The following is a 20,351-nucleotide window of genomic DNA, read 5'->3' as shown; positions in this document are numbered from 1 at the left end:
TTCCCTTCAGGAAAGCTCTTTCCTTCAGGAAAGCGTGAGCTTGAAGCCGACGTGGGAGGGTTCGAAGCCGAGCCGCTCGTAGAAGCGGTGGGCGTCGGTGCGGGACGCGTCCGAAGTGAGCTGCACCAGCGCGCAGCCCTCGCGGCGCGATGTGTCCACGGCCCACTCGATCAGCTGGGTGCCCAGGCCGTTGCCGCGTTCGTCGGCGTGGACCCGGACGGCTTCGATGAGCGAGCGGCTGGCGCCGCGCCGGGACAGGCCGGCGATCACGGTGAGCTGGAGCGTGCCGACCGTACGACCCTCGCGGACGGCGACCACGAGGTGCTGCTGCGGATCGGCCGCCAGCCGGTCGAAGGCGGTGCGGTACGGGGCCAGATCGTCAGGGGACTCGCGCCGCGCGCCGAGCGGATCGTCTGCGAGCAGCGCCACGATGGCGGGGATGTCGTCGGGCGTGGCGGGGCGTATCTCCAAGTCGCTCATGATCGGGAGCGTAGCCGCCGGCCGTGCCCCGCGCCGTGTCCTCACGGCTGTCGCCTCGCGCCCCCGCCCTGGCGCCAATAGCCCTATGCGGGCTTCTCCAGCGCCTCGACGGCAGCGACCAGGGGCGCGAGCTCCGGGCGCTTCGCCGCCTCCGCCAGCGCTTCGCGCACCGCCGTCTCATTGGTCGGACGCGCCTCCGCCAGCAGCCGCAGGCCCGCCTCGCTCACGTCGGTGTAGATGCCGCGCCGATCGGTGGGGCAGATGTACCGGGACAGCAGCCCGCGGTCCTCCAGCCGCCCGACCAGGCGGGTCGTGGCGGACTGGCTGAGGACGACGGCGTCCGCGAGCTGGTGCATCTGAAGGTGCCCGCCGTCGCCGTCGTGCTGATAGCTGAGCACGTCGAGGACGGAGAACTCGCGCACGCTCAGCCCGTGCCCGGCCTGCAGCGCGCGCTCCACGTGCGTCTCGATCCGGCCGTGCAGGGAGGACAGGGCGCACCAGCCCCGGGCGAGGGCCGGGGGGTTCTTCCCGGTGCGGTCGTCCGGCGTCTTCGGCATGGCCCCTCCTTCGGTCGTGCCACCCGCGGTGCCATCCGGGCCGTGGGTACGGCGGCCCGGGATCGCGCGTGGGTACGGCGGCCGGGGATCGCGCCGCCACCCAGGATAGAGCAGAGTGAAATAGTCGGCGCTTGCAAGTAGTCGGCGTATGCAAGTATTGTCTACGCATCAAACCTCCCCCTGCAATAAATTCGAGGGATACCGACATGCCTCTCGCCCTCCTGGCGCTCGCCATCGGCGCCTTCGGGATCGGCACCACCGAATTCGTGGTCATGGGCCTGCTGCCCGAGATCGCGGCCGACTACGACGTCTCCATCCCCCTGGCCGGGTACGCCACCACGCTCTACGCGCTCGGCGTCGTCCTCGGCGCGCCGCTGATGACCGCGCTCGGCACCCGGCTGACCCGCAAGCAGATGCTCCTCCTGCTGATGGGCGTCTTCATCGCGGGCAACGCGCTCACGGCCGCGGCCCCCGCCTTCGGGCTGCTGCTCGCCGGACGGATCTTCGCCGCCTTCACACACGGCGCGTTCTTCGGCATCGGCGCGATCGTCGCCGCCGATCTGGTCGCGCCCGAGAAGCGGGCCACGGCCATCGCGACCATGTTCACCGGGCTGACCGTCGCCAACGTCGTGGGCGTGCCCGCGGGCACCTGGCTCGGCCAGCAGGTCAGCTGGCGCGCCACCTTCCTGGCCATCGCCGTGCTCGGCGTCGTCGGCCTCGTCGGGGTCGCCAGGCTCGTCCCGGCGCAGCCTGAACGCGCCGCCGCCGGACTCGGCCGCGAGCTGGCCGTCTTCCGCAACCCGCAGGTCGGGCTCGCCATGCTGATGACCGTCCTCGGTTTCGGCGGCGTCTTCGCGGCCGTCACCTACCTCGCCTCGATGATGACCGAGGTCACCGGGTTCGCGTCGTCCTCCGTCACCTGGGTGACGGCCGTCTTCGGGCTCGGCATGGTCGGCGGCAACCTGCTCTCCGGGCGGCTGGCCGACCGCAACCCGATGCCGATGCTGTTCGCCTCGCTCGGCGGACTCGCCGTCACGCTCGGGCTGTTCACCTTCACCGCCCACAACAAGGCCGCCGCGGTCGTGACCATCGCACTGGTCGGCGCCTTCGGTTTCGCGACCGTGCCGCCGCTGCAGAAGCGGGTCATGGACCAGGCCGCGGCAGCGCCCACCCTCGCCTCCGCGGGCAACATCGCGGCCTTCAACTTCGGTAACGCGCTGGCCGCCTGGCTCGGCGGGATCGTCATCTCGGCGGGGCTCGGCTACACGGCGGTCAACTGGGTGGGCGCGCTGATGACGCTCTCGGCGCTGGGTGTCGCGGTCTTCGCGACGCGCCTGGAGCGGCGTACGGCGGTCCCGGTCAGCTTGCCGTCTTCGGCCGGGTCGCCGACCGCCGCGCCCCGGCTGAGCGCAACCGGCGCCCCCGCCGGGTCGGCCCCCACGGCTTGAGGACGGAGACCGCGGTGATGAACACGTACACCGCCGTGGCCACCGACGGCGCGATCACCAGGTCCGCGACGCCCGTCACGGCCTCTCCGGCCGCGAGCCGGTCCACCTCGTCCGCCGCCGCGTCGATCTCCGGGCGCAGCGCGAAGGCCGACGCGGCGGCCGCGGCGAGCGTCAGCCAGAACTTGGCCCACACCCAGCGGTGCCGGGCCAGCCCCCACGGCGTGCCCAGCGCCAGCACCAGCCCGCTGGCCAGCGTCAGCCCGGCGATGGGGAGCAGGAGCCAGTCGGCGAAGATCCGCATCGCGCGGTAGGCGGCCGCCGCCGTCTGCGGGGACCGGGTCGTCGCCCCCGCGACTCCGAGGGCGAGCAGACAGAGGGAGAGCCCGAGCCAGCCGACCGAGACGGCGACATGGGCGACGAGGAGGGACCTGCGGACGGGGCGTTTCAGCTGCATGTCCCCACGGTCCCGCCGGGCCCGCCCGGCCGCGTCTGACGGCGGGAGTATCCCCGCGTACGCGATATCGAGTACCTCTACGCTCGGCCGCATGACGAGACTGCATCTGTTCGACCTCGACGGCACGCTGATCCACGGTTCTGCGGCCGCTGTCGAGATATCGCGCCAGCTCGGTGTGGAGCGGGAAATCGCGGAGCTGGAGCGGCTGTTCGCGGGCGGCGGGCTGTATCCGGGGCAGTTCGCGATACGGGCCTGCGAGCTGTGGGCGGACCTCACCGAGGCGCAGGTGGCGGCCGCGTTCGAGCAGGCGCCGTGGCTGACGGGCATCCGCGAGGTCTGGGCGGACATCCGCGAGCGCGGGGAGAGGTGCGCGGTGATCTCCCTCTCGCCCGGCTTCTTCGTCGAACGGCTGCTGGACTGGGGCGCGGACGCGGCGCACGGCTCGCGCTGGCCGTCGGTTCCGTTCCGCGAACCGGTGGACCCGGCGGGCATTCTCGACCCGGCCGCGAAGGTACGGATCGCGGACGAACTCTGCGCGACATTCGGGCTGACGCGAGACGACTGCGTGGCGTACGGCGATTCGATGTCGGACGCGGAACTGTTCGCCGCACTCCCGATGTCCGTGGCCGTCAACGCCGATCACCACGTGCGCGGAATCGCCTCGTTCACCTATACGGGGAGAGATCTCCGAGAGGCTTACGAATTGGTCGGTAACCGCAGGTAATTACCAGCAATGTCGCAAGTAAGGAAGCCATTGGACTTGGGGCTTGTGTATATCGCGGCGCCGGGTAGGGTCGGGTCCGGTTCCGTGCGACGGCTGGCGTGGAGCCGCGTCGGGCCGACCAAGACTAACGGGAACCGGGCTCTCGTTACGTGAACTTCCGGCAATTTGTCCGTTGCGGCCGTAACGGATGGCATGCTGCACGGGCAAGGCGCGGGAGGGGCCGCACCGATGCCAGAGGAACAGACGGGGACCAGAGCGGGGAAGCGGGGGCGCATTCCACTTCCGGAAGTGCGAAGACCGACAGAAAGATGTTCGAGGCGAGGCAACCATGGACGCTCCGACCCCCACGTCGTCTGCCGAAAGCGGCGGCTCAGGTGGAAACAGCGGCGACTGGGGCTGGTTCACCCCGAGCAGGAAGGATGCCGCCGATCAGGCGGAGGCCCGCCCCCGCACCCCGGACGAGGAAGACGCCACCCCCAGCCGCCCGGTGAGCCGGATACGGCCCGTGGGGCAGGCGGCGGACCGCCGCGCGGCCCCGCGGGAGCCGAGACCGACCGCGGCCGGAACGGCCGCCTCCGTCGCGCCCGTCGCGCCCGTCGCGCCCGGCCCTGAGCCCTCGCCGATCCCCTCGCTCTACCGCGAGGCGCCGCAGCGCTCGGTGTTGTACCGGGAGGAGCACCAGCGGCCCGCCGAACCGCGGCGCGAACCGGGCGTCGCCCGGAACGTCCCAGCTCCAGCCCCAGCTCCAGCCCCCGCTTCGGTTCCCGCTCCCGCTCCGGTGCCGTCGCAGGCTCCCGCGCCCGCGCCGCAGGGCTCCGTCTTCACCCCGCTGCGGCAGGACTCCGTACGGCAGGACCCCGTACCGAGGGAATCCGTGCGGCGGGACCCCGAGCCCGCGCGTACCCGTCAGGGACCGGGGCCGGGACTGGGACCGGGGCCGGGACCGGGACTGGGACCGGGGCCGGAGGCGGAACTGATACGTACGCAGCCGGACCAAACGGACCAGCCGGACCAGCCGGACCGTCAGGGTCAGGCGCACCGGTACGACCAGCAGGACCCCGCCCGCGTCCGCCCGGCGTCCGTGGCGAACGCGTCCGAGCCCCAGCCCGAGGCCCGGCCCGAGCCGGCGCCCGAGCCCGAGGCCCGGCCCGAGCCGGTACCCGCCCCGGCGCCCGCCCCGGCCCCCGTGCCCCAGCCCGCCGAGGACGGATCCCCCGACGCGATCCTCATCCGGCGCACCATGGCGGAGATCGAGCCCGTGGCCGACAAGGTCACCTCGTACTTCTACGCGCTGCTGTTCGTCCAGCATCCCGATCTGCGGAACCTGTTCCCGGCCTCGATGGACACCCAGCGCGACCGCCTGTTCAAGGCGCTGCTCACCGCCGCCAAGCACGTGGATGACGCCGAGACCCTGACCGCATACCTGGCCAATCTCGGCCGTGGCCACCGCAAGTACGGCACCGTGCCTGAGCACTATCCGGCCGTCGGCGAGTGCCTGATCGGCGCGCTCACCCGGTACGCCTCCGAGAGCTGGGACGCGGAGACCGAGGCGGCGTGGGTCCGCGCGTACACCGCCATCTCGCAGATCATGATCGACGCGGCCGCCGAGGACGAACTGCGGGCCCCCGCCTGGTGGCAGGCCGAAGTGGTCTCGCACGAGCTGCGCACCTCCGACATCGCCGTGGTGACCGTCCGCCCGGACCAGCCGTATCCGTTCCTGGCCGGGCAGTACACGAGCGTGGAGACCCCGTGGTGGCCGCGCGTGTGGCGGCACTACTCCTTCGCTTCCGCGCCGCGCGCGGACGGGCTGCTGTCCTTCCACGTCAAGGCCGTACCGGCGGGGTGGGTCTCCAGCGCGCTGGTGCACCGGGCCCGCCCCGGGGACGTCATCCGGCTGGGGCCGCCGGCGGGTTCGATGACCGTCGACCACGGCAGCGACAACGGACTGCTCTGCCTCGGCGGCGGCACCGGCATCGCCCCGATCAAGGCGCTGGTGGAGGACGTCGCCGAGCACGGCCGTACCCGCCCCGTCGAGGTCTTCTACGGAGCCCGCAGCGACCACGACCTGTACGACATCGACACCATGCTGGGCCTCGCTCGGTCGCACCCCTGGCTCTCGGTGCGCCCCGTGGTCTCGGACGGCCCGACCAGCGGGCTGAGCGGTCAACTGCCGGACGCGGTCCGCCGGTACGGCCCCTGGAGCAGCTACGACGGGTATCTGTCCGGTCCGCCCGGAATGATCCGCAGTGGCGTGGACGCGTTGGTAGGCGTGGGCATTCCGCCGCAGCGCATCCGCCACGACTCCATCGAAGAGTTGGTCGCGACCGCCGACTAGGCAGGACAGGGACTGTGAAAGACCACGAGCGCACGCCGACATGGGCGGTCACGACGGTAGAGGCGCCCGCCACGGCACCGCCGGTACCGGCCACGCCGCCGCCGCTGCCCCCCACCGCGCCGCCGGTGCCCACCATGGCACCGCCCGTCCCCGCAGTCGCGCCGCCCGTACCCGCCATGGCACCGGCGGTACCCCCCGCGCGGGAGGTGGCGTCGCCCGCCACGGCGGCGGCCGGGCGCCGCCCGGGGAGCGACGGCGAGCACGCGCTGCAGCTGCGCTACGGCACGGCCGAGCGCGCCGACCGGTTCTACGACGACCAGGTGCTGGACCACCTCAACCCGCGCATGCGGGAGTTCGCGGCGCGCCAGGAGATGTTCTTCCTGGCGACCGCGGACCGGCACGGCGAGTGCGACAGTACGTTCCGCGCCGGTCCGCCCGGGTTCGTCCAGGTCTTCGACGCGCGTACGGTCGCCTATCCCGAGTACCGCGGCAACGGCGTACTCGCGAGCCTCGGCAACCTCGAGGAGAACCCCCATGTGGGCATCCTCATGATCGACTTCTTCCGGGACCGTGTCGGCCTGCACCTCAACGGCCGGGCCCGGGTGCTGACCGACGCGGAGATGCGCGCGGCCCGCCCCGATCTGCCGGTCGACCCGGTGCCCGGTCGGCGGGCCGTGGTGTGGGTGGAGGTGAGCGTGGAGGAGGCGTACATCCACTGCGCCAAGCACATCCCGCATCTGGCGAAGGTGCCGCCGCAGCCACGGGGCGCCGACCGCGAGCGGGACTGGGGGACGGACGACGTCAGGCGCAAGGGCGGGGACTTCTTCGGCGTGGCGGCGGGGGCGGGCGACCGCGCGCCGCGGCGCGCGCCGGTACGCGGCCGCCATGGCGCCGCAGCCGCGGACGGAGCCGATCCCGACCAGTGGCGCCGGGAGGCGGAGCGGGCGCTGGCCCGGGCGCGGCGGCGGGAGGCGGCGGCTGGGGAGCCCTTCAGCGGCTGGTTCCGCTAGCCGGGCGCGGGGGCCCGCCCCCGATCCCGGTCTCAAGGGTCTCCGAAAGGGTCTCCGAACGCCGGAACGTTCCGGCGGCCCTGTCCGCGGCCTTCCTCAGTCGAAGTCGTCCGCGAGCAGCGCCAGCACGCCCTCCACGTTCGCGTCGAGGTACGCCTGCAGCGACGGCGGCACCATCCCCACCGAGGCGATTCCCTTGTGGGTGAAGGGGATCCGTACCACCTCGTACTCCCCGCAGGGTTCGTCCACCTCCGGGCCGTGCCGCCGCGAGAGGTCCATCGAGTCCAGCCGGCAGACGAAGAAGTGCTGCACTTTCACGCCATGGGCGGCGTGGTGGAGGCTGTGCGAGACGGTGTCGACGAAGGCGGGGACGACGTGGCTGACCTTGGCGCCCAGTTCCTCGTCGACCTCGCGGTGCAGCGCGTCGACGACCGTGGCGTCCTCGGGCTCCACGCCGCCGCCCGGCGTGATCCAGTACGGTTCCTCGCCGGGCTTGGTGCGCTTGATCAGGATCATCTCCGGCTCGATGTCGCCGTCCAGCAGGATGGCGCGAGCGGTGCGCTTGACCACAGGTCGTTCGGTCATACGTGACATCTGCCGCACGCGGCATGGCGTGAAACCATCGCACCCGTCCGTCTCACCAGTCGACCGCAGCGCGCAGCAGCCACTCATGCGCCCGCGCGAGGTGCGGCAGGGCCAGTGCTCCGGTGCGTACCACCAGGAAGTACGTGCGAAGGGGCGGCACCGGCGGATCGAGCAGCGCGAGGACCCGCCCGGCGTCCAGCGCGTCCGCGCACAGATAGCGGGGCAGCACGCCGAGCCCCGCTCCGGCCGCGACGCAGCTCAGCACCGCCCGCAGATCGGGGACGACGACGGTCGCCGGGGCGGTCGGCGGCGCGTCGAAGACGGCGGACCAGTACTGGCCGACGAACGGCAGGCTCTCGTGCACCTCCACGACGGGCAGCCCCGCCAGCGCGGGAGCGCCGCGCATCCGCAGGGCGGCCGGGCCGCCGAGCCGGGCGGCCCAGCGCGGGGCCCCGACGAGCACATGCTCCTCGTCGCACAGCGCGGTGGCCGTCAGCAGCCTGCCGCGCGGCCGGGAGGCGGTGACGGCCAGGTCGTGGTGCCCGGCGGACATGCCCGCGAACAGCTCCTCGGAGCCGCCGAAGACGGTCCGTACGGCCAGCCCCTGGACGGTCAGCGGGGTGAGCGCGGGCAGCACGCGCTGGGCGAGGAACTCCGGGGGGCCGGCGAGGTGCAGGGTGCGCGGCGCGGAGCGGTCGTCGAACCGGGCCTCGGTGATCTCCAGCAGCGCGTCGAGGTGCGGGGCGACCTTGTGGGCGAGCTCGTCGCCGACGGTGGTGGGGACGACGCCACGGGCCTGGCGCAGGAACAGCGGGCGGCCCACCTGCCGCTCAAGGGTGCGGATCTGGCCGGTAACGGCGGGCTGGGAGAGTCCGAGGAGGGCGGCGGCCCGGGTGAAGGACCCGGCCCGGTGCACCGTGAGAAACGTGCGCAAGAGGGATAGATCCATCCCGTTCCCCTCGGAACGCCGCGGCCTGGCCGCATGCCAGCCATAAATATGCCGATAGGCCCATGCCTCTACCGTGATTGGACAATGACGCAGAGTCAACTAGCCTTTATCGAACGGTTCCTGGCATGCCGGGCACCGGGGCGTCTTGAGCCACGAGGGGGGAGGTTCAAGACGCCCGCCCGATCGGCCACGGGCATGTGCCGCGTGCCGCATGCCCGCGTGCCGGATCCCGCGCCGGGTTTCGCGCCGGCGCGCGTCCGGATCTACGCCCCGTCCCGGGCGGCCCCGCCCCGCGCCGCCTCGTCCAGTGCCCGTACGACGTCCGCGATCAGGTCGTCCGGGTCCTCCACCCCCACCGAGAAGCGGATGAAGCCCGCCGGGACCGCGTCTCCGCCCCAACGCGCCCGCCGCTCCGCCGTGGACCGCACGCCGCCGAAGCTCGTCGCGTCGTCCACCAGCCGCAGCGCGCCCAGGAAGCGTTCCGCGTGCGCCCGGTCGGGGAGGGCGAAGGACACCACGCAGCCGAACCGGCCGCCGCGCATCTGCGCCGCCGCCGTCGCGTGCGCCGGGTCGCCCGGCAGGCCGGGGTGGCGCAGTCCGCTGATCTCGGGGCGTTCGCTCAGCGCCTCGGCCAGCGCCAGCGCGGTGGCGGCCTGGCGGTCGACCCGCAGTTGGAGGGTGGCCAGCGAGCGGTGCGCCAGCCATGCCTCCATGGGGCCGGGGATCGCGCCGACGGTCTTGCGCCAGGCCCTGACCTCGGCGGCCAGCCGCGGATCGCGCGCGGTGGCGTAGCCGAGCAGGACGTCCCCGTGGCCGGTGAGCGCCTTGGTGCCGCTGGCCACCGCGAAGTCCGCGCCGAGTTCCAGCGGTCGCTGGCCGAGCGGGGTGGCCAGGGTGTTGTCGACGGCGACGAGGGCGCCCTCCGCGTGCGCGGCGTCGGCGAGGCGCCGGATGTCGCACACGTCGAGGCCGGGGTTGGACGGCGACTCGATCCACAGCAGCCGGGCGCCCGCCAGCACCTCCAACTGGGCGTCCCCGGCGGTGGGCGCGGTGCGCACCTCGACGCCGTATCCCTCCAGACGGGCGCGGAGCGGGACGAGGAGGTTGTAGCCGTCGTCGGGCAGGACCACCGCGTCGCCCTGGCGGAGCTGGGAGAGCAGGACCGCGGAGATGGCGCCCATGCCGGAGGCGAAGACCACGGTCTCGGCGTCCGTGCCGGGGGCTTCCAGCTCGCTGACCGCCCTTTCCAGCAGGGCCCAGGTGGGGTTGGTGTCCCGGCCGTAGGTGCCGGGGCCGCCGGCCAGATCGGCGTCGCCGTGCAGGTGGTAGTGCGCGGCGAAGACGGGCCCGGGCAGCGCGGGCTCGTACGTCCGGGGCTCGGGCAACCCGGCCCGCACCGCGCGGGTTCCGTCACCGGTGGCCATGCGCTCTCCTCGCTCGGTCATGCGCTCTTCCCGCCCGGTCATGCGCTCTTCCCCCGCTCCGCCGGGCCGATCGCCTCGCGGACGGCGGCCAGCAGGCCCTCGCTCGCCGCCTCGACCATCTGCAGGCAGGCCTGGAAGTCGTCCCGCCCGCCGTAGTAGGGGTCCGGTACGTCGAGATCGTCCGCCGCCGCGGCGGCCGGGTCGTAGGAACGCAGCAGCCGCACCTTGGCCGCGTCCCGTGGCGTGGGGGCGAGGCGGCGCAGCTCGTGGAGGTGGCCGCTGTCGAGTGCGATCACCAGGTCGAGCCGGTCGAACCACTCGCGCCGGAACCCCCGGGCCACGTGGGCCTGCTCGTACCCGCGCTCGGTGAGGACGGCGATGGTGCGGCGGTCGGCGCCGTAGCCCTCGTGCCAGCCGTCGGTGCCCGCGCTGTCGATCTCCACCCGGCCGCTGAGCCCGGCCTCCTCGGCGCGGGCACGGAAGACGGACTCGGCCATCGGCGAGCGGCATATGTTGCCGGTGCAGACGAAGCAGACACGGTAGGGCGACAGGCTCATGCGCCCATCATCGTCGACTGTCGCGGGATCCCCGGCGGTCCGTCCATGACGTGGGATCGGCCGCCGGTCAGTCCTTGTCGTCGGGCAGGACCATGTGCAGCGCCCAGGACACGACGGCGATGATCAGGCCGCCGAGCACCGCGGTGCCGAAGCCCTCGACATGGAAGGTGAGGTCGAACTCGTCGGCCAGCCGCGAGGTCAGCAGCAGCATCAGCGCGTTGATGACCAGCGAGATCAGACCGAGGGTCAGCACGAACAGCGGCAGCGCCAGCAGCTTCACCACGGGCTTGACGATGACATTGACCACACCGAAGAGCAGGGTGACCAGCACGAGCGTCAGTGCCTTGTCGCCTATGTTCCCGGTCAGCGTGACGTCTTTGAGCAACCAGATGGCCACGCCCAGGGCGCCGGCGTTCGCGAGCGTCTTGACTACGAAATTCCTCATGCTGAGATCGTGGCAGACCCGACCGGCCGAGCAAGGGGCAGTGAGCGATGAAGGTGTTCCGACTGGATGAACTGGAGGCGGAGCGCGCCGCCAACGACGGCGCGTATCTGCAGTTCCTGCGGGAGCGGAACATGTCGGTGGGGCTGTACGCGCTGGACGCGGGCGGCACGGACCCGCAGCGGCCGCACGCCCAGGACGAGGTGTACCTGGTGGTCAGCGGCCGGGCCTCGATCACGGTCGGGATGGAGACGACGCACGTGGCGCGCGGCAGCGTGGTGTACGTGCCGGCCGGGGTCCCGCACAAGTTCCATCACATCAGCGAGGACCTGCGGGTCATGGTCGTCTTCTCCCCGCCGGAGAGCTGAGCCTCCGGCCGGGGGCCGAAGCCTCCGCCGGAGTGCCGAGGCCGGACGGCGCCGACCCGTAGGGGACCGGTCAGGGGAGGACGGGGGACGGGACGGGGCCCCGCGGCGCCCGGGCGACCTAGCATCGAAAGTGCATGGACAGCACAGTGAAGGGACCGGCGATGGCGGCGAAGAACGTGTTCCAGGGGTTGCCGTGGTGGGTGACGTGGATCGCCATCCCGGTCCTCGTCCTCGCGGTCTTCGGAGGGCTGATCGTCACGGTGCTCGGCTTCGTGGCGTGGCTGGCCTTCCGGCTGCTGCTGCTGGTGGCGCTGGTCGGCGGTTTGGTCTATGCCGTACGGAAATTCACCTCTTCATCGTCTTCGTCCCGAGGTGACTGGTAATCGTAAGCAGCGCCCCACCTGCGGGTACACCTGGGAGGGACATCGCGCACCTATCCTCGGCCTGAAGGCATTACTCCGGTTAAAGTGCGAGTCTCCGGCGCCCTCTCCGGCGTCGCCTCGCAAACACACCCCGGGGGTGCCTGTTGGCGACAGAGAAGGCGGGTGCGGTCTCCGAACCCACCCTCATCACCTCGGTGCAGCGTGCGCTGCGCCTGCTGGAGGCCGTCGGAAGGCACCCGGGAGGCGCGCCCGCCAAGCAGCTCGCCCGGGAGTCGGGCCTGCCGCTGCCCACCGCCTACCACCTGCTCCGCACCCTCACCTACGAGGGGTATCTGAGCCGCGAGAGCGGTGTGTTCGTGCTCGGCGAGGCGGCCGAGCGCCTCGGTGGCGCGGGCGCGCGGGCGCGGCAGCGCACCGAGGTCGGCGCGGCCCTGACCCGGCTCGGCGACGAGGTGGGGGTCGCCGTGTACTTCTCGGTCTACCGGGAAGGCGAGGTGGAGGTCGTCGCGATCGCGGACGTCCCGGAGGCTCCCGCAGTCGAGGAGTGGGCGGACTTCCGGAGCACCGCGCACGCGCACGCCATCGGGCAGTGCCTGCTGGCGCAGCTCGACGAACGGGACCGTGAGGACCACCTGTCCCGGTATCCGGTGCAGGCCCTCACCCCGTACTCGGTACGGAACGCGAGCGATCTGCGGCGGCGGATGGCCGCCAGAGGGCGTTCACAACCGGTCATCGAACGGCAGGAGTACGTCTTGGGCACGGTCTGCGGCGCGTTTCCGGTCGCGGCGGGAGGCACGGCGGCCACCTTGGCCATTTCCGTACCCGCCAAGGAAGCGGAACGACTCCGTCCAGCAATGGAGTCGCTACGCTCCAGAGTCCCTCACGTCATCAGCTCCCTCTCGTTCTCTATCAGTATCTGAAATCCCACTCCTTGTGATCCGCTAGTGCTTGGCGGACCATGTTGTCAAGAGGGCCACTGGGTCCGAACCGGCCATTCCCAATCGATTCGGGGCGGCGAACGATGCGAGACATGCGCGACACAGTCCAGGCGGAAGTGACGATGTCCTTCGTGGTCTCCCAGGACCTGTCCTTCCGTATCCCGGTCGAGCTGGCGTACGACAGCGAGGACCCGTACGCCGTGGAAATCACCTTCAACCTCCCCGGGGACGCCCCCGTGACCTGGGCGTTCGCCCGTGAGCTGCTGCTGGACGGGCTCAGCAGGCCCACCGGTGAGGGCGATGTGCACATCACCCCCGTCCCCGGCGGGAGCACGTCCGACGTCTTCATCCGGTTGCAGGTCGGCGGCGAGCGCGCGCTGTTCCGGGTCGGGGCGGCGCCGCTGGTGGCGTTCCTGGATCGTACGGACCGGCTCGTCCCGTTCGGCGCGGAGCGGGACGCGGTCGATCCGGTGGGTGACCTGGACGCGGTGCTCAATCGCATCCTCGCCCATGACCGTTACGCGGGGTGAAGGAGACTCCTCAACTCACCTCTCGCCTACGGGGTTTGGCGCGGCGTCGGCGGCCCCGGCCCGATCCGCCGCCGCGGGGCGCCGCGCCCGCCCCGGCTCCGCCCGGGGTCGCGGGCTCCGGGTGCCTGCGGTCGGCGGTGACCACCAGCGCCGCCAGCGCGGTGGTCACGGGTACGGAGGCGACGAGTCCGATGCTGCCCACCAGGGTGCGGACGATCTCCTCGGCGACGATCTCGCTGGTCGCCACGGTGCCAACGCCGCTGTCCGCGATCGAGAACAGCAGCAGCAACGGCAGTGACGCGCCCGCGTAGGCCAGCACCAGCGTGTTGACCACAGAGGCGATGTGGTCCCGTCCGATGCGCATGGCGGCCGCGTACAGCTTCCGCCAACCCGCCGTCGGATCCGCGTCCTTGAGCTCCCACACCGCCGACGTCTGAGTCACCGTCACATCGTCCAGCACGCCCAGCGAACCGATGATGATCCCTGCCAGCAGCAGACCCCGGATCTCGATGTCCGGATAGAGGCCGTGCACCAGGCCCGTCTGGTCGTCGGTGTTGCCGGTCAGCGACGCCCAGCTGATGAAGAGCGACCCCAACAGGCCGATCAGCAGCAGTGACACGAGGGTGCCGAGCACCGCCACCGACGTACGGGCCGTCAGCCCATGGCACAGATAGAGCGCGATCAGCATGATCGCGCTGCCCCCGACCACCGCCACCACCAGCGGATTGTCGCCCTGAAGGATCGCCGGCAGGATGAACAGCGTCAGCACCCCGAAGCTGATCGCCAGTGCCACCAGTGCGAAGACCCCGCGCAGCCGTCCGACGGCCACCACGGCGAGCGCGAAGAGCCCGGCCAGCAGCGCCATCGGGAAGCCCCGGTCCACATCGCTGACCGAGTACTGGAGGTTCTTCGGCGCCTTGGGCGCGTAGGCCAGCTTGACCCGCTGGCCCGTGTCGTAGTGGCGGGACGCGTCCGGCCGCACGATCTCCTCGAACGTGCGCCCCTTGTCCTTGCCGGAGGTCACCTCGATGGTCGTACGCTCACAGGGCTGGTCGGCTTGCCGCGGCTGCTGCCCCGGCTGCTCCCCGGGGTCCGGCGGCTGCTGCGGCTGGGCGCCCACATCGGCGCAGTTCACCTCCTCGACCTTCACGACCTTCCCCGAGACGGTCTCCTGGTCGAAGCCGAGCCCGCTGCGCTGGCCGCCCTCGCCCTCGGGCGCGCCGCCCGGCCACAGCACGATCAGCCCGGCAACTACGGCGGCGGTGAACGGGATCAGCACCGCCGCGATGACCTTGCGCAGATGGGCCGAGACGGGCGTGGCGGGGCCGTGGGCGTGCGCGTGGGAGTGGCCGTGCGCGTGGCCGGGTGCCGGCCCGTCCGCGGGGTCGTGGGAGTGGGGCTCAGGTGTCGGGGTCACCGACCGATCATCGCAAGACCAGCACGAGACTCAAGCGCAAGACAAGCGCGCCCCTCTGTTCAGCGTGCCGGGGAACCCGTTAGCCTCGTGGCACCTTTGCAATCGCGGGAGCTCGGAGCACCGGGCTGAGAGGGCGCTGATATCCGTACATACGGTACGGAGAACCGCTGCGTCGACCGCTGAACCTGTTACCGGGTAATGCCGGCGTAGGGAGTGGGTCTCATGACCATGCAGGATGCACGCACGCGCGCGATCGGTTGGCACAAGGCGTATGTCACCGGTTCCCGCCCGGACCTGAAGGTGCCGGTCCGGCAGGTGCACCTCACCAATGGCCAGGACGTGGCGCTGTACGACACGTCCGGCCCGTACACCGACCCCGCCATCGAGACGGATGTCCGGCGCGGCCTGGCGCCGCTGCGGGAGAACTGGATCATCGCGCGGGGCGACACCGAGGAGTACGCCGGGCGCCCCATGCGCCCGGAGGACGACGGGCTCAAGCACACCGCGCCGCGCGGGGGCCTGAAGAACCTCGACGCGGTCTTCCCCGGCCGCCCCCGGCTGCCCCGCCGGGGCCGGGACGGCGCGGCGGTCACCCAGCTCGCGTACGCGCGGCGCGGCGAGATCACCGCCGAGATGGAGTACGTGGCGCTGCGCGAGAACGTCTCCCCCGAGGTCGTCCGCGAGGAGATCGCCGCGGGCCGCGCCGTGCTGCCGGCCAACGTCAACCACCCGGAGATCGAGCCGATGATCATCGGCAAGCGGTTCCTGGTGAAGGTCAACGCCAACATCGGCAACTCCGCGGTGACCTCCTCCATCGAGGAGGAGGTGGAGAAGATGACCTGGGCCACCCGGTGGGGCGCCGACACGGTCATGGACCTCTCCACCGGCCGCAACATCCACACCACCCGCGAGTGGGTGCTGCGCAACTCCCCCGTCCCGATCGGCACGGTCCCCCTCTACCAGGCGCTGGAGAAGGTCGACGGCAAGGCCGAGGAACTGACCTGGGAGATCTACAAGGACACCGTCATCGAGCAGGCCGAACAGGGCGTGGACTACATGACGGTCCACGCCGGGGTCCTGCTCCGCTACGTCCCGCTGACCGCCCGCCGCAAGACCGGCATCGTCTCGCGCGGCGGCTCCATCATGGCCGCCTGGTGCCTGGCGCACCACAAGGAGAGCTTCCTCTACGAGAACTTCGAGGAGCTCTGCGAGATCCTCGCCGCCTACGACGTGACGTACTCCCTCGGCGACGGCCTGCGCCCGGGCTCCATCGCGGACGCCAACGACGAGGCGCAGTTCGCCGAGCTGAAGACCCTCGGCGAACTGAACAGGATCGCCAAGGCGCACGGCGTCCAGACCATGATCGAGGGCCCGGGCCATGTCCCGATGCACAAGATCAAGGAGAACGTGGACCTCCAGCAGGAGATCTGCGAGGAGGCCCCCTTCTACACCCTGGGCCCGCTGACCACCGACATCGCTCCCGCCTACGACCACATCACCTCGGGCATCGGCGCCGCGATGATCGCCTGGTGGGGTACGGCGATGCTGTGCTACGTCACCCCGAAGGAGCACCTGGGCCTGCCCGACCGCGACGACGTCAAGACCGGCGTCATCACCTACAAGATCGCGGCCCACGCGGCGGACCTGGCGAAGGGCCACCCCGGCGCCCAGGAATGGGACGACGCGCTGTCCGACGCGCGCTTCGAGTTCCGCTGGGAGGACCAGTTCAACCTGGCCCTCGACCCGGACACGGCGCGCGAGTTCCACGACGAGACCCTCCCGGCGGAGCCGGCCAAGACGGCGCACTTCTGCTCCATGTGCGGCCCGAAGTTCTGCTCGATGAAGATCTCCCAGGACATCCGCCGTCAGCACGGCGAGTCCATGGGGGAGTCCGAGGCCGAGGCCGGGATGGCGGAGAAGTCGCGGGAGTTCGCGGAGGCGGGGAATCGCGTGTATCTGCCGATCGCCGACTGAGTCGCTGCCCAGGAGCGCGGTGGCGGAGGTCCTGTGGGGGGCCTCCGCCACCGCGAAATGCGGCGCCGCGGCTGCCGGTTGTCATTCCGGGTGGTGGTCCGGGCCGCCGTAGTCGGGGCTGGTGAAGTTCGGGCTGCTGAAGCGGGGGCGGGTGGCGGGGGTGTCGCCGTCTTCCGTGCTGAAGCCGGGACGGCTGTAGCCCAGGTGCGGCGTACGGCCCGCGGGCTGCGGGCGGCCGGGGCCGTAGGAGGGGGACGGGGCGCCCGCGGGGGGCGGGACGGCGGCCATCGCCTCGTACAGGAACGGCAGGACGCCGCGCTCCAGCAGCGCCTGCCGCCACGCCTCCCGGGCTCGGTCGACCTCTTGGGCCCGGGTCCGGGACGTCGCGCCGCGCGGGACGGTGCCGCCGTTGCGCAGTGCGGTCAGCAGCAGGCCGATGGCGGCGATGAGGATGCCCGCGGCGGTCAGGGCGGTGAAGAGCCAGCCCGCGGTGACCATCGGCCCGGCGATCGAGGGGGCCGGGTGCAGCATCCGCAACGTGTACCCGAGGAGGAGGAAGATCGCCGCGGCGGTCCCGGCCAGCAGCGGGGCGAGCACGGTGAGGATGGCCACCAGTCCCGCTCCGGAGGTGTTCGCCGCGGCGGTTCGATCGGCCGCGGCGCCGGCCTCCCCGCCGTCGTCGGCGTCACCGGGGTCACCGTCCTCGGCGGTGGCGGCGGTAGCAGGCGGCACCACGGCCGGGCGGTGCGCGGGGTCGCGCAGTTCGTCGCGCACCGCGACGAAGTGCTGGTACTCGGCGGCCGCGCACGCCGAGATCGCGGCCGAGGCGTTGAGCGCCATCGTGCGCAGCTGTTCATTGGTGAGCCGGCGGCCCGCGGCGGTGAACTCCGGACGGCGGTGCGCGGTACGCAGCGCCTCGTCGAGGATCCGCTCGAACTCCGGACGGTCCTCGATCAGCAGATGCGGAGCGCTGTTCATGTGCGTCCCCCGATACTCCGTAGGGGCCCTGAGGCGCGGCTTTCGCCGGCCGACGGGGCGGAAACGGAGGAGAGCCTGCTACGGATACGCCGATGGTAGAGCCGTTTTAGCGCGGGGTGACAGTATGTTTTCCGAATTCACTCCGGTCGGGTGGAACTCCCGGGGAAACTCCGGCGCCGCCCGAACACCGGTCCGTACACTCAACGTTCAGCTTGCCAGGGGCAGTTGGACGACCAGCAGTTTTCCTGCCATGGTCACGCCGCCGTCCATCGCGATGGCGAGATCGTCGGCGTAGACGTGCGGTCCTTCCACGGACGGGGCGCCGCCGTCCTCGCCGTCCTCCGAGCCGACCTCGCCCAGCAGATACGGAATGGGGCTGTGGCCGTGCACGATGCGCTGCCCGCCGTAGGTGTCGAGGAGCTCGCGCGCCGCCAACGGGCCGGCGTCCTCGTCGCGGAAGGCGAAGCGCTTGGTGAACTTGCGGAACAGATCCCAGCATTCGTCGGCGTCGCTGCGCTGCAACGCCTCGGTCACGGCGTCGTTGACCGCCTCGATGGAGTCGCCGTACTCCAGGTAGGCGGTGGTGTCGGAGTGCACCAGCAGATAGCCGTCCGCCTCGGTCATCGCGTCGAGCCGGGACATCCACTGGAGGTGGTGGTCCTCGAGCCGTTCCATGTCGGTGCGCTGGCCGCCGTTGAGCAGCCAGGCGGCCTGGAAGGAGGCGGTGCCGGCGCCGGAGTTGACCGGGGTGTCGCCGAACCGCTTGGCGCCGATGAGCAGCAGCTCGTGGTTGCCCATGAGCGCCTTGCAGTAGCCGCCCGCGGCGGCGGCCTGCGCGGACAGCTGCATGACGAGGTCGATGACGCCGATGCCGTCCGGGCCGCGGTCGGTGAAGTCGCCGAGGAACCACAGCCGGGTGTTGCCCGCGGCCCAGTCGCCGTTCTCGTCGATGAGTCCCTCGGCGGCCAGGGCCTCGCGCAGTTCTTCGTGGTAGCCGTGGACGTCGCCGACGACATAGAGCGGCCCGGGGCCGTCGCCCTCGGCGGCCGCGCGCGCCGGGTCGGGGACCGGGGTGAGCGCGACGGTCGGCCGGTCCCCCGGCGGGACCAGGGGGCGGTCCACCATGGTGTGGCCGGGGCCCATGAGCGGCAGGCTGCGCTCGGTCGGGGTGTACTCCGGGATGTTCTGGACGTCGGGCCGCTGGGTGGAGGTGGCCACCGGGCCCGGGTTGGCGTACGGCCGTGGCCGCACGGGCGGAGTCACGGGCGACGAGGTGTGGGCGGGCACGGGTGACGGCGCCGGGGCGGGCACGGGCGACGACGCGTGGGCGGGTGCCGGTGACGGCGACGACGCGTGGGCGTGGGCGGGTACAGGTGACGCCGCCGGGGGAGGCACGGGCGACGACGCGTACGCGGGTACGGGCGGCACTGCCGCCGTGGTCCGTGCCGTGGGTCCCAGACCGGCCCCCTGAGTCATCGACCCCTCCACCATCGCGCCGCACGTGCACCCTGTGGACCGTGCCTGGTCGAGGGCGGTCCGCGGTGTCATCCGCCCATCATAGGAATGACCGTCAGGGCTTGTGACGCACCAGGGTGCCGTCAATCGGAATGAGGCTCCACTCCACTAGGGATTTCTCCCGAATTGGTCCGGTAGAGACCCGCTCCAGACTACCGAGCCCGCTCCAGCGGAGCTCTGCTCATTCTCCCGTGGGGCCGCGTGGCGGGCTGATGGTGGTGCGCGGTGAGCGGCGCTGGGAGGAGGTGCGGACCATCAGCTCGGTCGGTATCACCTGCTCGACGGGGCGCCCGGCGTCGTGTCCTTCGATCGCGTCGATCAGCAGCTGGACGACGGCGGTGCCGATCCGGCGCGGCTTGAGGGACAGGGTCGTGATGGGCGGGTCGGTGTTGGCGTACACGGCGGACTCGCTGCAGCACACGAGCAGCAGGTCGTCGGGGACGCGCAGCCCGTAGCGGCGGGCGGCGGCGAGCAGGTCGGTGCCGTTGGGGTCGAAGAGGCCGTAGACCGCGTCGGGGCGGTCGGGCCGGGCGAGCAGCCGGTCGGCGGCGACGGCCCCGGCGCAGGGGTCGTGGGCCGGGTACTCCTCGTACACCGGGTCCTGGCCGACCCGCTCGCACCAGTTCAGGTACGCGGTGGTGGACAGCCGGGTGTAGGTGTCGGTGGTGGTGCCCGTCAGCAGGCCGATCCGGCGGGCGCCGGCCTCGGCGAGATGGTCGAGCAGGCCCGCGACGGCGGCCTCGTGATCGTTGTCGACCCAGGCGGTGACGGGGAGCGTGCCGGCCGGGCGGCCGTCGCTGACCACGGGGATGCCCTGGCGGAGCAGCTCGGTGACGACCGGGTCCTGGTCGGAGGGGTCGATGACGACGGTGCCGTCGAGGGCGACGTTGGACCACACGTCGTGCCGGGAGGTGGCGGGCAGGATGACCAGGGCGTAGCCGCGGGCCAGCGCTGCGGAGGTCGCGGCGCGCGCCATCTCGGCGAAGTAGGCGAACTCCGTGAAGGTGAAAGGTTCATCCCCGTAGGTGGTCACCGTCAGCCCGATCAGGCCCGATTTGCCGGTACGGAGCGTGCGGGCGGCGGCGGACGGCCGGTAGCCGAGCCGGTCGGCGACCTCGCGGACATGGCGGCGGGTGGCGTCCGGTAACCGGCCCTTGCCGTTGAGCGCGTCGGAGACAGTCGTGATCGAGACCCCGGCCGCGGCGGCCACGTCCCTGATGCCCGCCCGCCCCAACCGGCGGCCGGTCGACCCGCTCACCTGGTGCTTCCCTGCTGCTGTCATG

The 20,351-nt window shown here is 71.9% G+C and carries 21 protein-coding genes; 9 read left to right on the top strand and 12 right to left on the bottom strand.

Features of this window, described 5'->3' with window-relative positions; all coding sequences use genetic code 11:
• Positions 1-24: 24 nt before the first annotated feature.
• Together ACQUSR_RS16020 and ACQUSR_RS16015 are read right to left on the bottom strand one after the other, a co-directional pair.
• A complete protein-coding gene (locus ACQUSR_RS16020) occupies positions 25-480 on the bottom strand; it encodes a GNAT family N-acetyltransferase (protein WP_431043247.1) in 456 nt (151 codons plus the stop codon).
• A gap of 83 nt (positions 481-563) precedes the next feature.
• Positions 564-1,037 (bottom strand): MarR family winged helix-turn-helix transcriptional regulator, encoded by a 474-nt coding sequence (locus ACQUSR_RS16015; protein ID WP_431043246.1) that lies wholly within the window; start codon positions 1,035-1,037, stop codon positions 564-566.
• Between the two features lie 206 nt (positions 1,038-1,243).
• Between ACQUSR_RS16015 and ACQUSR_RS16010 the strand changes: the two genes are divergently transcribed.
• The gene (locus tag ACQUSR_RS16010) at positions 1,244-2,485 is read left to right on the top strand and encodes an MFS transporter (RefSeq protein WP_431043245.1); all 1,242 of its coding nucleotides are present in this window, start codon (positions 1,244-1,246) and stop codon (positions 2,483-2,485) included.
• Here the strand turns inward: ACQUSR_RS16010 and ACQUSR_RS16005 are convergent.
• On the bottom strand, positions 2,397-2,939 hold the full coding sequence (locus tag ACQUSR_RS16005) for a DUF2269 domain-containing protein (protein WP_431043244.1): 543 nt from the start codon (positions 2,937-2,939) through the stop codon (positions 2,397-2,399). The two genes, ACQUSR_RS16010 and ACQUSR_RS16005, sit on opposite strands and share 89 nt — an antisense overlap.
• 91 nt (positions 2,940-3,030) lie before the next feature.
• Between ACQUSR_RS16005 and ACQUSR_RS16000 the strand changes: the two genes are divergently transcribed.
• The 3 genes from ACQUSR_RS16000 to ACQUSR_RS15990 all read left to right on the top strand — a co-directional run bounded on the left by ACQUSR_RS16000 (position 3,031) and on the right by ACQUSR_RS15990 (position 7,008).
• On the top strand, positions 3,031-3,663 hold the full coding sequence (locus ACQUSR_RS16000; protein ID WP_431043243.1) for an HAD family hydrolase: 633 nt from the start codon (positions 3,031-3,033) through the stop codon (positions 3,661-3,663).
• 328 nt (positions 3,664-3,991) lie between these two features.
• A complete protein-coding gene (locus tag ACQUSR_RS15995; protein ID WP_431043242.1) occupies positions 3,992-5,998 on the top strand; it encodes a globin domain-containing protein in 2,007 nt (668 codons plus the stop codon).
• 14 nt (positions 5,999-6,012) lie between these two features.
• Positions 6,013-7,008 carry a pyridoxamine 5'-phosphate oxidase family protein gene (locus tag ACQUSR_RS15990; protein ID WP_431043241.1) on the top strand — a complete coding sequence of 332 codons (996 nt, stop codon included), beginning with the start codon at positions 6,013-6,015 and terminating at the stop codon, positions 7,006-7,008.
• 96 nt (positions 7,009-7,104) lie between these two features.
• Here the strand turns inward: ACQUSR_RS15990 and ACQUSR_RS15985 are convergent, their stop codons facing one another.
• From ACQUSR_RS15985 to ACQUSR_RS15965, 5 genes are all read right to left on the bottom strand, one after another.
• Entirely contained in the window at positions 7,105-7,593 is a 489-nt protein-coding gene (locus ACQUSR_RS15985) for an NUDIX domain-containing protein (protein WP_431043240.1), read from the bottom strand.
• A 52-nt stretch (positions 7,594-7,645) separates the two neighbouring features.
• Positions 7,646-8,542, bottom strand: a complete 897-nt coding sequence (locus tag ACQUSR_RS15980) for a LysR family transcriptional regulator (protein ID WP_431043239.1) — start codon at positions 8,540-8,542, stop codon at positions 7,646-7,648.
• A 263-nt stretch (positions 8,543-8,805) separates the two neighbouring features.
• Positions 8,806-9,987 (bottom strand): cystathionine gamma-lyase, encoded by a 1,182-nt coding sequence (locus ACQUSR_RS15975; RefSeq protein ID WP_431043238.1) that lies wholly within the window; start codon positions 9,985-9,987, stop codon positions 8,806-8,808.
• Positions 9,988-10,004: 17 nt separating this feature from the next.
• A complete protein-coding gene (locus ACQUSR_RS15970; RefSeq protein WP_431043237.1) occupies positions 10,005-10,523 on the bottom strand; it encodes a low molecular weight protein-tyrosine-phosphatase in 519 nt (172 codons plus the stop codon).
• 67 nt (positions 10,524-10,590) lie between these two features.
• Positions 10,591-10,968: a phage holin family protein gene (locus ACQUSR_RS15965; protein WP_431043236.1), complete on the bottom strand. Its 378-nt coding sequence runs from the start codon at positions 10,966-10,968 to the stop codon at positions 10,591-10,593.
• Positions 10,969-11,015: 47 nt separating this feature from the next.
• Here ACQUSR_RS15965 and ACQUSR_RS15960 point away from each other — a divergent pair, with 47 nt between their 5' ends.
• From ACQUSR_RS15960 to ACQUSR_RS15945, 4 genes are all read left to right on the top strand, one after another.
• The gene (locus tag ACQUSR_RS15960; protein ID WP_431043235.1) at positions 11,016-11,333 is read left to right on the top strand and encodes a cupin domain-containing protein; all 318 of its coding nucleotides are present in this window, start codon (positions 11,016-11,018) and stop codon (positions 11,331-11,333) included.
• 161 nt (positions 11,334-11,494) lie between these two features.
• Positions 11,495-11,716 (top strand): DUF5326 family protein, encoded by a 222-nt coding sequence (locus ACQUSR_RS15955; RefSeq protein ID WP_431047619.1) that lies wholly within the window; start codon positions 11,495-11,497, stop codon positions 11,714-11,716.
• A 143-nt stretch (positions 11,717-11,859) separates the two neighbouring features.
• Complete coding sequence (locus tag ACQUSR_RS15950; protein WP_431043234.1) at positions 11,860-12,636, top strand: IclR family transcriptional regulator; 777 nt, start codon at positions 11,860-11,862, stop codon at positions 12,634-12,636.
• 110 nt (positions 12,637-12,746) lie between these two features.
• Positions 12,747-13,184, top strand: a complete 438-nt coding sequence (locus ACQUSR_RS15945; RefSeq protein WP_431043233.1) for an SsgA family sporulation/cell division regulator — start codon at positions 12,747-12,749, stop codon at positions 13,182-13,184.
• A 10-nt stretch (positions 13,185-13,194) separates the two neighbouring features.
• Here the strand turns inward: ACQUSR_RS15945 and ACQUSR_RS15940 are convergent, their stop codons facing one another.
• A complete protein-coding gene (locus ACQUSR_RS15940; protein WP_431043232.1) occupies positions 13,195-14,601 on the bottom strand; it encodes a YibE/F family protein in 1,407 nt (468 codons plus the stop codon).
• Between the two features lie 222 nt (positions 14,602-14,823).
• Here ACQUSR_RS15940 and thiC point away from each other — a divergent pair, with 222 nt between their 5' ends.
• Positions 14,824-16,575 carry a phosphomethylpyrimidine synthase ThiC gene (thiC, locus tag ACQUSR_RS15935; protein WP_431043231.1) on the top strand — a complete coding sequence of 584 codons (1,752 nt, stop codon included), beginning with the start codon at positions 14,824-14,826 and terminating at the stop codon, positions 16,573-16,575.
• 81 nt (positions 16,576-16,656) lie between these two features.
• Here the strand turns inward: thiC and ACQUSR_RS15930 are convergent, their stop codons facing one another.
• The 3 genes from ACQUSR_RS15930 to ACQUSR_RS15920 form a co-directional block, all read right to left on the bottom strand.
• Complete coding sequence (locus ACQUSR_RS15930; protein WP_431043230.1) at positions 16,657-17,553, bottom strand: hypothetical protein; 897 nt, start codon at positions 17,551-17,553, stop codon at positions 16,657-16,659.
• 207 nt (positions 17,554-17,760) lie between these two features.
• Positions 17,761-19,044 (bottom strand): metallophosphoesterase, encoded by a 1,284-nt coding sequence (locus tag ACQUSR_RS15925; RefSeq protein ID WP_431047617.1) that lies wholly within the window; start codon positions 19,042-19,044, stop codon positions 17,761-17,763.
• Positions 19,045-19,249: 205 nt separating this feature from the next.
• On the bottom strand, positions 19,250-20,350 hold the full coding sequence (locus tag ACQUSR_RS15920) for a LacI family DNA-binding transcriptional regulator (RefSeq protein WP_304462957.1): 1,101 nt from the start codon (positions 20,348-20,350) through the stop codon (positions 19,250-19,252).
• Position 20,351: the final 1 nt, after the last annotated feature.

Source organism: Streptomyces sp. P1-3, assembly GCF_050613155.1.
Classification (GTDB): Bacteria; Actinomycetota; Actinomycetes; order Streptomycetales; family Streptomycetaceae; genus Streptomyces.
This window is presented reverse-complemented; position numbering and strand designations above follow the sequence as displayed.

Excerpts from the sequence above, each read along its gene's own strand:
- ACQUSR_RS16020 (WP_431043247.1), bottom strand. The coding sequence starts at position 480 with ATGAGCGACTTGGAGATACGCCCCGCCACGCCCGACGACATCCCCGCC.
- ACQUSR_RS16015 (WP_431043246.1), bottom strand. The coding sequence starts at position 1,037 with ATGCCGAAGACGCCGGACGACCGCACCGGGAAGAACCCCCCGGCCCTC.
- ACQUSR_RS16010 (WP_431043245.1), top strand. The coding sequence starts at position 1,244 with ATGCCTCTCGCCCTCCTGGCGCTCGCCATCGGCGCCTTCGGGATCGGC.
- ACQUSR_RS16005 (WP_431043244.1), bottom strand. The coding sequence starts at position 2,939 with ATGCAGCTGAAACGCCCCGTCCGCAGGTCCCTCCTCGTCGCCCATGTC.
- ACQUSR_RS16000 (WP_431043243.1), top strand. The coding sequence starts at position 3,031 with ATGACGAGACTGCATCTGTTCGACCTCGACGGCACGCTGATCCACGGT.
- ACQUSR_RS15995 (WP_431043242.1), top strand. The coding sequence starts at position 3,992 with ATGGACGCTCCGACCCCCACGTCGTCTGCCGAAAGCGGCGGCTCAGGT.
- ACQUSR_RS15985 (WP_431043240.1), bottom strand. The coding sequence starts at position 7,593 with ATGACCGAACGACCTGTGGTCAAGCGCACCGCTCGCGCCATCCTGCTG.
- ACQUSR_RS15980 (WP_431043239.1), bottom strand. The coding sequence starts at position 8,542 with ATGGATCTATCCCTCTTGCGCACGTTTCTCACGGTGCACCGGGCCGGG.
- ACQUSR_RS15975 (WP_431043238.1), bottom strand. The coding sequence starts at position 9,987 with ATGACCGAGCGAGGAGAGCGCATGGCCACCGGTGACGGAACCCGCGCG.
- ACQUSR_RS15970 (WP_431043237.1), bottom strand. The coding sequence starts at position 10,523 with ATGAGCCTGTCGCCCTACCGTGTCTGCTTCGTCTGCACCGGCAACATA.
- ACQUSR_RS15965 (WP_431043236.1), bottom strand. The coding sequence starts at position 10,968 with ATGAGGAATTTCGTAGTCAAGACGCTCGCGAACGCCGGCGCCCTGGGC.
- ACQUSR_RS15960 (WP_431043235.1), top strand. The coding sequence starts at position 11,016 with ATGAAGGTGTTCCGACTGGATGAACTGGAGGCGGAGCGCGCCGCCAAC.
- ACQUSR_RS15955 (WP_431047619.1), top strand. The coding sequence starts at position 11,495 with ATGGCGGCGAAGAACGTGTTCCAGGGGTTGCCGTGGTGGGTGACGTGG.
- ACQUSR_RS15945 (WP_431043233.1), top strand. The coding sequence starts at position 12,747 with ATGCGCGACACAGTCCAGGCGGAAGTGACGATGTCCTTCGTGGTCTCC.
- thiC (WP_431043231.1), top strand. The coding sequence starts at position 14,824 with ATGACCATGCAGGATGCACGCACGCGCGCGATCGGTTGGCACAAGGCG.
- ACQUSR_RS15930 (WP_431043230.1), bottom strand. The coding sequence starts at position 17,553 with ATGAACAGCGCTCCGCATCTGCTGATCGAGGACCGTCCGGAGTTCGAG.
- ACQUSR_RS15925 (WP_431047617.1), bottom strand. The coding sequence starts at position 19,044 with ATGGTGGAGGGGTCGATGACTCAGGGGGCCGGTCTGGGACCCACGGCA.
- ACQUSR_RS15920 (WP_304462957.1), bottom strand. The coding sequence starts at position 20,350 with ATGACAGCAGCAGGGAAGCACCAGGTGAGCGGGTCGACCGGCCGCCGG.